At 38.7% G+C, this 12,921-nt stretch carries 12 protein-coding genes; 1 reads left to right on the forward strand and 11 read right to left on the reverse strand.

Going from position 1 to position 12,921, the window contains the following annotated elements; translation table 11 throughout:
* Positions 1–335: 335 nt before the first annotated feature.
* Positions 336–1,304: a hypothetical protein gene (locus HY841_08350; GenBank protein MBI4930758.1), complete on the reverse strand. Its 969-nt coding sequence runs from the start codon at positions 1,302–1,304 to the stop codon at positions 336–338.
* 52 nt (positions 1,305–1,356) lie between these two features.
* Here HY841_08350 and HY841_08355 point away from each other — a divergent pair, with 52 nt between their 5' ends.
* Positions 1,357–1,572, forward strand: a complete 216-nt coding sequence (locus tag HY841_08355) for a hypothetical protein (protein ID MBI4930759.1) — start codon at positions 1,357–1,359, stop codon at positions 1,570–1,572.
* A gap of 169 nt (positions 1,573–1,741) precedes the next feature.
* Here the strand turns inward: HY841_08355 and HY841_08360 are convergent, their stop codons facing one another.
* The 10 genes from HY841_08360 to HY841_08405 form a co-directional block, all read right to left on the reverse strand.
* Positions 1,742–3,091 carry a sigma-54-dependent Fis family transcriptional regulator gene (locus HY841_08360; protein MBI4930760.1) on the reverse strand — a complete coding sequence of 450 codons (1,350 nt, stop codon included), beginning with the start codon at positions 3,089–3,091 and terminating at the stop codon, positions 1,742–1,744.
* A gap of 4 nt (positions 3,092–3,095) precedes the next feature.
* Entirely contained in the window at positions 3,096–4,604 is a 1,509-nt protein-coding gene (locus HY841_08365) for a two-component sensor histidine kinase (GenBank protein ID MBI4930761.1), read from the reverse strand.
* A complete protein-coding gene (gene phnD / locus HY841_08370) occupies positions 4,601–5,518 on the reverse strand; it encodes a phosphate/phosphite/phosphonate ABC transporter substrate-binding protein (protein ID MBI4930762.1) in 918 nt (305 codons plus the stop codon). Before phnD ends, HY841_08365 begins: the two co-directional genes overlap by 4 nt.
* Positions 5,519–5,631: 113 nt before the next feature.
* Positions 5,632–5,823 (reverse strand): twin-arginine translocase TatA/TatE family subunit, encoded by a 192-nt coding sequence (locus HY841_08375; GenBank protein ID MBI4930763.1) that lies wholly within the window; start codon positions 5,821–5,823, stop codon positions 5,632–5,634.
* Positions 5,824–5,828: 5 nt separating this feature from the next.
* Complete coding sequence (locus HY841_08380; GenBank protein ID MBI4930764.1) at positions 5,829–6,422, reverse strand: molecular chaperone TorD family protein; 594 nt, start codon at positions 6,420–6,422, stop codon at positions 5,829–5,831.
* Between the two features lie 20 nt (positions 6,423–6,442).
* Positions 6,443–7,327, reverse strand: a complete 885-nt coding sequence (locus tag HY841_08385; GenBank protein ID MBI4930765.1) for a hypothetical protein — start codon at positions 7,325–7,327, stop codon at positions 6,443–6,445.
* A 42-nt stretch (positions 7,328–7,369) separates the two neighbouring features.
* Complete coding sequence (locus tag HY841_08390; GenBank protein ID MBI4930766.1) at positions 7,370–7,774, reverse strand: hypothetical protein; 405 nt, start codon at positions 7,772–7,774, stop codon at positions 7,370–7,372.
* 13 nt (positions 7,775–7,787) lie between these two features.
* Complete coding sequence (locus tag HY841_08395) at positions 7,788–8,918, reverse strand: dehydrogenase (protein MBI4930767.1); 1,131 nt, start codon at positions 8,916–8,918, stop codon at positions 7,788–7,790.
* A gap of 37 nt (positions 8,919–8,955) precedes the next feature.
* The gene (locus HY841_08400) at positions 8,956–12,477 is read right to left on the reverse strand and encodes a molybdopterin-dependent oxidoreductase (protein MBI4930768.1); all 3,522 of its coding nucleotides are present in this window, start codon (positions 12,475–12,477) and stop codon (positions 8,956–8,958) included.
* A gap of 13 nt (positions 12,478–12,490) precedes the next feature.
* Positions 12,491–12,877, reverse strand: coding sequence for a cytochrome c (locus HY841_08405; GenBank protein ID MBI4930769.1), 387 nt, complete (start codon positions 12,875–12,877; stop codon positions 12,491–12,493).
* Positions 12,878–12,921 lie beyond the last annotated feature (44 nt).

Here is a 12,921-nt window from a genome sequence, read left to right on the forward strand (position 1 = left end):
ACCGATTAAAGAAAAACAGATTACACCGATGATTAGCCAATTTGATAATTTGAAGATGTGATAATTTGAAGATGAAATCATTTTCAAATTTTCAAATTGACTCATTCTCAAATTTGTTTTAGTTTGTTTTTTCATTGGGTTGGATTGTTTTATTGGTTTGTTGGTTGTTGTTTTATACCATCGGTAGTCAGGTTTCCGAAAGTTTGTTTCATCTGCGAATACGAATCAAAAACGAATTTACGAATGAAAAAAAACCATTCCCATATTCGTACATTCGTAAAAATTCGTATTCGCAGATAACTTTAGTATATTTTTCTTTTTTCGTCATTGGTCATTTAGGTTCCTTTTATGGCTTGCGAAAATTCTATGTAGTGTTCTGATTTTTTTCCGCCTGTAAAGCTGCCGAGGTAGCTTTTGATGAGGCGGATGCGCTCGCTCATTCCGATGGTTCCGTCATATAATTTTTTGCGGTCGCGGTGGGCGGTGCCATACACATCCATTGAAGCGGATAGCTGGCTGTTGAGTTTTTCTATTTCGGCTTTTAGTTTTTTGAGTTCGGCTGTGGTGAGTTTGTCATCGGGCGGATTGTAGGAGAATGAGGGGTTAAGCCCTTCGATGTGTGAAATGACATCGGTTAACAGACCGGGAATGCTGGCGTAGGTTTTTTCCATGCGCGATGGGAGCACTTCTTTTCCGGTGTTAATCGTGAGTTGTATTTTTCCTTTTTTATCGGCAGAAAGATTTTTAATGGTTATGGTTCCGCCATGCGGGGCAATGGTGGCGGTTTGTGCGGGGTGAATGATTTCTGCGGGCTGCCCGGTGGTTTCTTCCGCCCATGATAAATCGGTATCGCCTGTATTTTTTGCCGCACTGTTTGCCGCCACGTTGGGTATGTTCAAAAAACTGTTTGGGGCTATTTTAAAAACGCGTTTGCTGGCTGCGCCCGGATAATTGGGGCGTATTTTTTTCAGGATGGCGCGGATGGCGTGCACGGTGGTGTTGCCTTCTTCCAGTTCTCCGCTCAAATAACTGAGCACGCGCGCTATGCGTTCTTCGGCACAGTTGGGGTTGGTGAGCGCTTCGGTGAAGCAGAGCAGTTTGCGGGCGGCTTTTTGCTCGTCAACTGGTTGTTTTTTGGTGATTACGCTGTTATTTGCTTTTTCAACGCTGGCAATAAAAGCGGTGTTGCTTTTTTTGCTGAGCAGTTCGCTGCTTGGTTTGTAATCTGCCCAGCTTTGAATGAGGGTATCGGCATTTTTGTATCTGCCGATGCGGGTTTCGAATGTTTTTTGTGAACCTGACATTTATTACAAAGATTGATTATTGTTTGGTGAGCTGATTTTTGATGAGGATGTCATGTTTTTTTTTACGATTCTTGCTTGTCCTGTTTCTGCTTTCGCTTGTCCTGTTCCGATTTTCGCTTGTCCTGCTTCTGCTTTCGCTTGTCCTGTTCCGATTTTCGCTTGTCCTGCTTCTGCTTTCGCTTGTCCTGTTCCGATTTTCGCTTGTCCTGTTTCTGCTTTCGCTTGTCCTGTTTCTAAAAATGCGCAGGGGCAACAGTATGTGCAATAGTTTTGCCAGAAAAAGCCGAATGCTGAACTAAACCACGTCAGCTTATTTGTAAATTGCTGAATGTGGATTAGTTAAAACGAAAAATATTTTTTTTCCTTCGGGAAGGAAGAAAAATCTGGAGAGGAAATAATAGCGGAGTTCCGTTAATATTGGCGGGAAAACGTTTTTTTCAAAACGGAATTTTGTGTTTCTCCATTTTTGTTCGCAGCGTGGAGAGCGGAAGCCCGAGCAGTTTTGCGGCATTTGATTTATTGCCTCCGCACTTTTCAAGTGTTTTGATAATAAAATAATATTCTATATCATTCAGGTGTTCATCCAGCGGTTTATCTCCGGGCAGTGTTTTTAAAATGGCTTTGTCTTCATATTTAATTTCAATGGGAATTAACGAAGCGGTAATCTTATTATCCTGCGCCAGCAAAACAATCCGCTCTACAAGGTTTTTCAGTTCGCGCACATTGCCGGGCCAGTTATATTTTTTTAATAGCTGCAACACCTCCTCTTCCATTTTAATTTCTTTTCCGCCACTGAATTGTTTTATAAAGTGATTTAATAAATAAACTATATCTCCCTTTTTTTCGCGCAGGGGTTTCAGGTGAATGGGAAAAACATTCAGGCGGAAAAATAAATCTTCTCTGAATTTTCCTTCGCCCACTAATTTCTTTAAATCATGTTTTGTAGAAGCAATCAGCCGCACATCTATTTTGATGGTTTGCATTCCGCCCACTCTTTCAATTTCCATTTGTTCGAGCACGCGCAAAAGTTTCACCTGCAAATCCATCGGCATATCGTCAATATCGTCCAGATAAAGAGTTCCTTTATCTGCCAGTTCAAACCGTCCTATTTTAATTTTATCGGCTCCGGTAAAAGCGCCTTTTTCATGCCCGAAGAGTTCGCTTTCAAAAATCTCGCGCGATAGAATGGCACAGCTTACTTTTATCAGCCGCTCTTTGTTTCGATTACTGTTATAGTGAAGGATGTTAGCAAGCAATTCTTTTCCTGTGCCGGTTTCGCCCGAAATCAATACGGTTGTTTGCGAGTTGGAAACAATTTTTACATTTCCAAACAAGGATTTTGTTTCTGTTTCATCGCCAATAAAAGAAGAGAAATCATATTCTCCGATAAGTTGGGTGCGTAAAATTTTATTATCCGCCTTTATAGTTTTTAATTCCTGAATCCGCTGGATAATGAGCAGGGGCTGTTCTTTCGGGAATGGCTTGGTCAGAAAATCATACGCGCCCAACTTAATTGCCTGCACGGCAGTTTCAACGGTGGCAAAGGCGGTCATCATCACTACATATATATCGGGATTAATTTCTTTTACCCGTTTCAGAAAATCCAATCCGTCCATCCTCGGCATCTTAATATCCGAAATAATAATATCCGCTTCCTGATTCTGAAGCAGGGTTAACGCGGCAACTGCATCGGCAAATTCAAAAACTTTATAACCCGCATCGCGCAAATCATCGGCTATGGTAACCCGGAGGATCCGTTCGTCTTCTACAACAAAAACAGTTGGCATGGCGTTAATTATTTTTATAAACCGGCAATACAATAGTAATTAATGTTCCAATACCGTATTCGCTTTCAATTTTTATTTCTCCGTTATGTTGTTTAATAATATTGTAGGAAATGGGAAGTCCTAATCCTGTTCCCTGACCGGGTTGTTTGGTGGTGAAGAAAGGATCAAATATTTTATCCAGTTTATCTTTTGGAATGCCAATACCGTTATCCTTTATATATAGGAATACATTTTCCAAATCCGATTTACAATAAATCATTATTTCTCCATCGTTATTGTTTTCTTTTTTTCTTTTCTCGATAATAGCATCTACACTATTAATGAGAAGATTCAACAGCACCTGTTCAAATTGATTTTGACTGGCAGAAATAAAAAATTGATTAGCGGGTATCTTATTTATTGTGGTGATATTACTTTTTTCCAGATGATAGGAAGCAAGAAGAAGCGCGTGTTCAAGCGGACTGTGTATATCGGTTTTAGTTAAAACAAATTCATGCTTGTAACTAAAGTGAAGAAGCCCCTGCACCACGTTCTCAATTTTATTTGCGGCTTCAGTCATCATGGTAAAATAATTAATGTTTTGGGAAACATTAACCGGGTCGGAAGAAATTCTGCGTATGCAATTTTTGATTCCCGAAATGGGATTGCTTATTTCATGGGCGATGCCCGATGCCAGAATTCCAACCGAAGCGAGTTTCTCAGAATTGAGAAGCGATTTATGAGTTTGCTGAAGTTCAGTATGGGTTTTCTCGAGCCGTTCAATCATCTCGATAAATTTATTATAGAGAATATCAATTTCATCGTGGGAAAAAAACAATCTGCGGAGTTTGAAAGAAAAACTTTTTTCCAGAACTATTTTCTTGTCTAATATTTCCTGCAGCGAATCCAGATTAATTTCATTTGCCGTTTGGCTGATAAATTTTATGGGAGTTGTAATAACATACGAATAAAGGAAGGCAATGAGCAAACTGAGAATTAAAAAAAGCAGCAGCACAATAATTAAATAATTGTAAGTAAAATTAATGTCCTTCCGTATCTGGTTTTCGTACAACCCCACTCGGATGGTTCCGTTTTTACTGCCAAGAACCGGCACAGCAATATCGCGGATATATTTGCTGTTTTCATTTTCATCCTGAATTAGTACAACATTTAACTCACTGTTATTTTTTAATGAGTTTGCCTTGATTAGCTCTGCGGGAATACCGTTTTCAAAAGTGTGGGCAATGATATTATTTTTATTATCTGAAATTAATATATAAGCAATGTTGGAATCTATGCCGCGTGTGCGGTCAATAATATTATTTAATTCAGCAACATCATCATACAGCATGCTGGATAAAGATTTTTCAGCAATGCTTTTAGCGATAAAAACTCCCCGCTGGTTAAGTTCTCTTTCAAGCGAACCGGAAACCGTATGCCAGATGATAGGGATGTTTATGGCATTGAATAAAATAATAGCCAGAACAATACCGATGGTGAACTTCCAGAATAACGGGATAAAAGTTCTTTTCATTGTTTAACAGGAGCGCAAGAAATAATATTTTTATACAATGTATCGCTTGTCAATGCGAATTTATCAATCATAAGATCGTCAAGAATTTTTTTTCCTTCCGGGTCATTATGGATATTCAGAAATATTTCTTCTATTTTGTTTTTAAGTTCCTTGTCAAAGTTCTTTGAAACAACCACCGGAGGCATGCCCATGTATTCGGATTTTTCAATAATCCGGATATTTTTTATTTTGTCATGAGATTTTTTACTTACGTAGTCATATATTAACCCATCCACTGAAGCGCCATCCACCACATTTTTTGAAACCAACTGAATGGAAATATCATGTGCATGCGAATAAATTGTTTTAGAAAAAAAATCTCTTCCTGTCAGATGAAATAATTCATTAATCCTCCGCTCAGGATATAATTTCCCTGTATTTGATAATGGATCTGTAAAAGCAAAAGATTTTCCCTTAAGGTCCTTTAAAGAATGGATGGACGAATTTTTATTTGCAATAATATATGCTTGATAATAGGGAAGGCCATTGATGATTGGGATGACAAGTAATTCGCAGTGTTCTTTGTTAATTATATATGCTCCGGAACAAATAAATGCAATATCAACCTGATGTTTGGCTAACATTTCATTTATTTCTGAATATGTTTTTCGTTGTTCAAATTTTACAGGTTTGTTTATTTTTTTTGAGATGTAATCAAATAATTCTATATAATAATTAAATGTTTCGCTGGGAGAAGTCATTGCGGATACAGCCACACGGAGAGGGGAAACTGTATCATTCACAGTGTTTGCATTGACATTCTTTGTGGTTTTTGAAAAATCAATCTGAACAACATTGTCGCTGTCAAAATTGTTACATCCGATTGCAACAATTGAAAAAATAATTATTAGTATAAAAACATGAAGCGTTTTCATTTAAAATTTTTAAAACAAAGGTGAGGATTATGCTAATGATAATAGATGACAAAAATCATTAAAACACAATGGCGAATTATGAGTGTACGTGTTCTAAATTATCGGATTGGAATTTAATTCATCTTGGAAATTTCATTTGTCTCTTTTCCGATTTCGTCTTTCGCCTTTTTAAATTCACTGATTCCTCTGCCCAATCCTTTCATGAGCTCCGGAATTTTTTTACCTCCGAAGAGAAGAAGAACAACGGCAGCAATCAGGATGATTTCGGTTGTGCCGAGCATGCCAAGTAAAATGGTGGTAATCATGGACTTTAATTTTTAACAGCGTAAAACTCCGACTCCTCATGAATAAGTTTTACTAAAAGAGAAGATAATTCCGAATAGAAGTCATTCGGATTAGTTTGGCTGAGATTTTCTGAGAATTTACCGGAGAATTCAAGCAAATGATCGTTGATGAATTTTACGTAGGCATCTTTGGTGATTTCGAGCTGTTCTTTGTTTTTTGCGATTGACATTTTTACTAACAGCAATGACAAAAATTCAAGCTGGTAGGTAATGGCATCCGGACTTTCTCCGCTTTTCGCTGTCATACCAAACGCTTTATAGAATGCAGCTACATCGGTTACCGAATTCAATTTTGAAAGGCAGGTGCTTTCTGAGACGGGAACAGTGCCTTTCAGGAATAAACGCGAATATTCTGACAAAAGTGTTTTGTAATTTGCGTTTTTAAGAATTTCCAGTAATAATTTTTTGTATTCTATATTTAATTCCGTTCGTTTTGATAATTCGAAAACTATTTCTCTGATTTCTGCAATATTATTTTCCTCAGGATAAGAAAAACCTTTGCTTATTACTCTGAATAAATCCGCTTTCACAAGTTTTATATCGGTTTCGGTTGTGTACATTTTTTTAAAATTAATTGAATTTATTTTTGAATGATTAAATCTGACCACATACTGTAATGTTTTCTGCCACCAATATTTCCTGTATTTCCATTCCATACTGCAAATGCAATCTTTGTATTGTCAGGTATGGGTGCATCATTAACGTCTGTAGATTTTATAGGTCTTGCGATAATTACTTTCCATGTGTTGTTTTCCCACACACCCCAAGCCGATGCGTTTTGTGTTTCCTGTGTGGTGAGCGTGCCGAATCCTTCTGCCACACACTCTTCCGATGGATCTTTTCTGTCAAAAAGCGACATAGGATTGCCGGCATAAGAACCTGGTAAGAAATTTTTACCCATGCCTTTTGAATAGTCCAATGCTGAAATGTCGCGGGCGAATTTTCCGTTGGTGCCATCTCCTTGCCTTTCTGCCATAGGATAAATATCAGTCCAATAATTTGGATAAGCATCTTTCACATCTCTGAATCCGTTTTCAACATCGTTTTGCCAGATTGCTTTCCAGTGAATGATATGCACTCTTCCGTTCTTATTTCCCATCATAAAAACCGGATTTTGTGCTATGTCCATTGGCAATTGAATCGCTACCTGATCGCAAAACTTGTCGGTCTCTACAATAATATCTTTTGTGCTGTCGGTCCATTCCAACAGAAAACCAATTGTTTTTCCATCGTTGATGCTTTTAACCTTTACATCTGTAATGCTTGGCTTTTGCAGTGTAGGATTAGTAATGTTTTGCGGCATAACGCTCACAGATACTGCCGTTGCTTTATTCCACTCAGCGCTTTTTATGTTTCTTTTTGAAACGGAATCTACTTTCACCGAACTGATAGTCAATCCGGTTTGGGCATTTGAAATAATTATTGTGCCGGCAAAAATTAAAAGAAGACAATTTTTTATTTTCATATCTGCTATTTTAAATGTTTCTTACTTTATTTTTCTGATTAGTTAAAATTTATAACCTACACCCACACTAATTATCCATATATTTTTTTTAGAGGCGGGGCTTGCCAAATAATACATTGGCAGAGCCAGCGCAAATTTTTTGTAGTTTAATTGAAAACCTGTGCCAAGCGTAGGACTGACCGTTAACTCATTATTGATTTCAACAAAGCGCAAAGAAGGAAACATTCCATAGGATATTCCACACTTACCATAATCCAGCCGGACAGCAGGACCACCAAAATTCAGAAATCCTGAAAACATTTCGGTGCCACTATGTTTGTGTGTGCTGATTATTATAGATCCAACGGTTTTGTAAGAAACTTTTGGAGATTCTTTCTTAGGAGTTTCCTGTGCAAATGATAGTTGTGTTAAGAAACATAAAAGGCAATAAAAAAATATTGTTTTCATAGTTGTAATTTTTTTAAGGTGTATTATGTCTGAATGTCCCGTGTTTTTCATCGTTATATGGTCTTACATAAACCGGCTCGGTGAATGGTACTTTCGTTAACACTTCGCCCTGTTCATTGTATCCCACAGTATAATCTCCTTCCACTTTGTAGTGATGAATTGTTTTTGGAGAATTTCCAAAGAGCAAAAATGCACCCAGCGCTTCTTTATCGTTTTTAACATCCTTGTAAGCTTTGATTGCATGCTCTACACCGGGTCCAAACATCTGGTTCAAAAAATCTGCCGGCACATGAATCGGTGGAACATAATACACATTTGGTTCAGTACCATGCTGGGGATAAAGAGGCAATGCAATTTTTTTGATATGAACAAGCTGATCAATCGGATTGTCCGCTTTTGCTTCTCCCTGTTTACTTAAAAAACCCTGCATTCTTATTTTGCCAATACAGGTCTGCACACATCTTGGTTGTTCTCCTTGTTCCACCAAAGGATAACAGCCGATACATTTTTCTGAAACACGGGTTACCATGTTGAAAAAAGTTTTCTTATACGGACACGCCTTCACACATTCTTTATATCCTCTGCAACGGGATTCATCAATCAGCACAATTCCGTCTTCCGGTCTTTTGTAAATCGCTTTTCGCGGGCATGCAGCAAGACAAGCAGGATAGGTACAATGATTGCAAATGCGAGCCAGATAAAACATCCATGTATCATGAATTCCGCTGAAGAAGGCTCCTTTGTTTACATTGGCAGAACATTCATCTTCACCCATATTCGGAAAAGCATAATCACGCTCTTCGGGTCTCCAACCTTTTACATTTTCTCCAACAGCAGTTTCGAAAATCGTTTTTCCTTTAAATGTTTTAGTGGCTTTATCCCAGGACTGATCTCCCATTTCTTTGAGTGTATTCACATCCCATTTCAAAGGGTAACCTCCGTATGGCTTTGTTTCAACATTATTATAAAACATGGTTTCCTGACCTTTGCCCGATGTCCACGTAGTTTTGCAGGCAACTGTGCATGTTTGGCATGCAATACATTTATTAGTGTCGAATATGTAGGCAATTTGTTTTTTCGGACGATTGTCATCATAGGGATATTGCATCTCCCTGTTTAGTTGCCAGTTTTTTACTTGTGACATAGTTTTGTATTTAATATTCTTTTATGTTCTCTCGTGTTTATTTTGCTTTTGGCGTCTGAACCGGTGGAGCTGAACTTTTTATTTTTGTAAAACCACCCTTCATGAATTTTTTAAAGTCTTCACTTTCATAAGTAGGGCGCACTTGTTTTTTTGCACCTTCCCATAAACCTATTCCATCAAGTCCGCCTTTTTCTGCAAAAGTTATTTTAACAAAGGATTCTCTAGGAGCACCTGTGGCTCCATGAACATCCAGCTCAAATCCTTTTCCAATCATTTGCCCGAAGTTATTTTTACGCACTAATGAATCGGTAAGCAGTGTTGGTTTCAGCCAAGCTCTTGTGCAGCTTTGGTGAGATCCTCTTCGGAACAATGATTGGTATCCGGTCTTTTCATTTTTTGCTTGTCCGGTCGGATTGTTTTTTGAACCCGCAATAGAACCGTAAGTAGAACCATACGCGTTATGCCACATTCTCAGAACTCCACGGGGAGTTCCGGGATAATATCGTGCGCGACACAATAAGCGGGAAAGTTCATAGGCGTCCGTATTTTTTTTCTGTTGCCATCCACGGAAAGGACGATCCTCAGGATCGGCATCCATCCAGACATAATCCCCGTCTTCTACACCAAGCGCTTTTCCATCGTTTGGATTAATGTCCACATATAATTCAGTAACAAATGGTTTGCGTTTATCTGCTCGGTGCATGTCGCCAAACGGACCGAACCAAACAGCAACGATATCTGTATCCACTGGTGTGGTATGCGCACCATGACGGTATTTGGGTGTGTGGAAAATAAATTTATAATCCTTATCGGCTGTAGTTAATGGGTGATTAGTTAGTTTCTCTTCGCTCCATGGTTTAACAACATTTCTTCCCTGACGGACATCACCCGACATATTCTCTCTTGAAACACCGTAGCTCTCGGGTGATGAAGGTTTGATAGAGGGATGGGGATTCGAAACAATAACATTGGGTTCATGGAATGTAGAATCAATCGGCTCTCTGTGTACAGGTAAATTTTCACCGGCAGCTAAGAATTCCGGTTCATCTCTGTAAAATTCCAAACGTCCGGTTTTGGTGTACCATTGTTTGCTTTCTTCCACCTGTTCATACCCTATGAATTTGGGATACGTTCTTGACATTAACAAAGAAGGAATTCCTTGTTTGGCTTTTGCCTCAACTTCCAATACGTTGTACCCTTTTGTTGCAGGACTTGCATCAAATACCCTTTGTAAATACACTTCAGGTTTCCCTTCGTTTGAAAATTTAAAATAATCATTGAAACGATTGTCGCCTGTAAGGTTAGCCATTGCTTTAGCAATCCCCGCAATTGCTTCCAGATCACCTTTTGTATCATAAATTCTTGGTAAGGGAGTTCTGGGATAAATGTATAAGAATGGGTTTGTTACTGACATCGTAGCATCCGGTGATTTAAATTCTCCCCATGAATCAACAGCAAAAACAATATCGGCATATTCACAAGATCCTGTCCACCACCAATCAAACACACCAATGAATTCTACTTTTGGATACGCATTTACAACTGCCTCGTAATGTCCTTTATTATTAGCCAGCAGTGAATTACCATTGGAAACCATTACCGATTTTGTGGGTGTTGGCATGTGTGTGTTTCCTGTCAGCACTTTATCGCCCACTTTCAGCATGCGATCGCTGTTGTTAAAAAAGTGTGCCGATTCGTATGAAAAATATTTTTTAACCTCGGCCGGTTTTCCTTCTTCCATTTGAATATTGAAAGGATTTTCCAGAATATAAGCAGGTAACCCGCTAAAGAATGCCGCACGATAATTTCCTGCATAGCTTCCTACATTTCCGCCAACTCTACCAATGTTTTTTGTAAGAGAAGCAAGCATCAGAACTGTTCTGTCTTTTAAATCATTATTAAAAAATTGATTAGGTCCCATGCCCATTGCAAATAATGTTTTGCCGGAATGTTTTGCAATGTCTCTTGCGATTTTTTTAATTCCTTCGACAGGAGCCCATGTTAAATCAGAAACAATTTCAGGAGAATAATTTTCATTTACATACTGTTTGATCAAATCGAAAACAGTACGTACTTCCACTTCTTTTCCATCGGCTAAGGTTACTTTGTATTTCCCTTCCAATGCCGGGAAAATTCCTCTGTCGTTCATCTTTTTACCATAATCATCGCGTCCAATTGGCGTAACAGCATTTAATTTTTCATCCCATATCATAAAATCTCCCCAGTCTTTTCTGTCTTTTTCGGAAACGAATGCCCCACCTTGCTTCGCCATTGGAGTTTGTTTTTCATCCGCTTTTATCACATGGATGTAATCAACAATATCTTTATTTTGATATTCTTTAATTACCTCCGTTGGTTTTAAAAATTGATTGGTGTCCATTCTAACTAAGAATGGCATATCGGTAAATTTCTTTACGTATTCTGCATCAAATAATTTTTCATTGATGATCACATTTGTAAATCCAAGTGCTAATGCAGGAGTAACTCCGGGACGAACGATCAATACATTGTCTGCTTTATTTGCGGTGGCGCTGTATTCACACGCAATCACGGTAACTTTTGCACCTTTCATTCTTGCTTCAGTTAGCCAATGCGCATCCGGCATTTTTGTTGTGATCCAGTTCATTCCCCAAACAATAATATTGTCGGAATGCTCCACACAAACTAAATCGTAGTCTACTGTCTGTTGTCCGGTAACCATGGGGTGACCCGGAGGCAAATCAGTATGCCAGGCATAACTATCCCAGGCCCTTGCACCTTTTGCTTCATCTGCGCTGCAATTATTTATTTTCGCATCAAGCAATGCCAGTGAATTCGCAAAACGATTCATCCCGAAAATCCGTGTAACACCCAAAGCAGCCATTCCACCTCTGTGCTTCAGTACCTGAACCCCCTTTCCATGAGTTGCTTCAACCATTTCTTTTGCATATCCCTGCTCTTCTAAATACTTCTTTCCTTTTTCTCCATTATAAGTAGTAGCTATATTTTGTAAAGCTTTTGCTGCATATTCCGATGCTTCTTCCCATGTAATTTTTATAAATGCTTCCTTGCCTCTTCCTTCAAAATATTTTTTCGGGGCCGCACCATTACTCTCACGAGGGAAACCGTCTTTTATCCATTGCAAAAATCCTTCACGAACAACAGGAGATTTAGCTCTTCTGTCACCGTAAAATCTTCTATGCAATGCCAATCCTTTTTGGCAGCAACGTGGCTCCCACCTTGCCGATGCTACGTTGCCTTGTAGGTCTTCTGCTTTTGAAAATCCATAGCTTGGAGCAATACGAACGATGGTATCGTTCTTAACATGTGCTTTTAGCAAACAATTATGTGTGTCATTTGGAGCACACAGAAAAGTAAATTCACTTTCATGTTTCCACATATCACGATATGTTTTTTCCCAATCGCGGTTAGGATATGCTGCAAGCGGATTATTTATATCCATCGGATCGAAAAAAGCAAATGCCTTACTGAATCCTTCCAAGGGTAATTGGGAGAGCGCAATAGTGCCCAAACTTGAAAGAGCGGTGCTTCGTAGAAATTTTCTTCTTGATATGTCCATAATTATTGTGGATTTACTTTACTGATTTTGTACTTGCAGTTGATGTGCCTGCAGAGCTTTCTTTTTTAATGAAAGCAAGAATGGATTTAATATCAGCATCTGAAAGCTGAGTAAAATCCGGCATTGGAATATTGTTGTACTCTTTAAATAATGCAACGGCCGTGGCATCTCCGGATTTGACAAGTGTTTGCGAGGATTTTATCCATTTTATTAAACGAGGTTCAGGATATTTTGCATGAACACCTTTCAGGTCAGGACCTACTATTCGTCCCTTTCCAACGGTGTGGCAAGCCGTGCAGTTAGCAGCGAATAATGTCTGCCCTGTGGCAGCAGAGGGTGCCTGTGAAAATAATTTTAAAGAACAGACGGAAAGGAGCGCGATGATAAATGTTGATTTCATAGTATAGGATTTTTGGTTGATGTGGTTTTAAATTCGACACAAAT

Source organism: Bacteroidota bacterium (genome assembly GCA_016213405.1).
Taxonomy (GTDB): Bacteria; Bacteroidota; Bacteroidia; order Palsa-948; family Palsa-948; genus Palsa-948.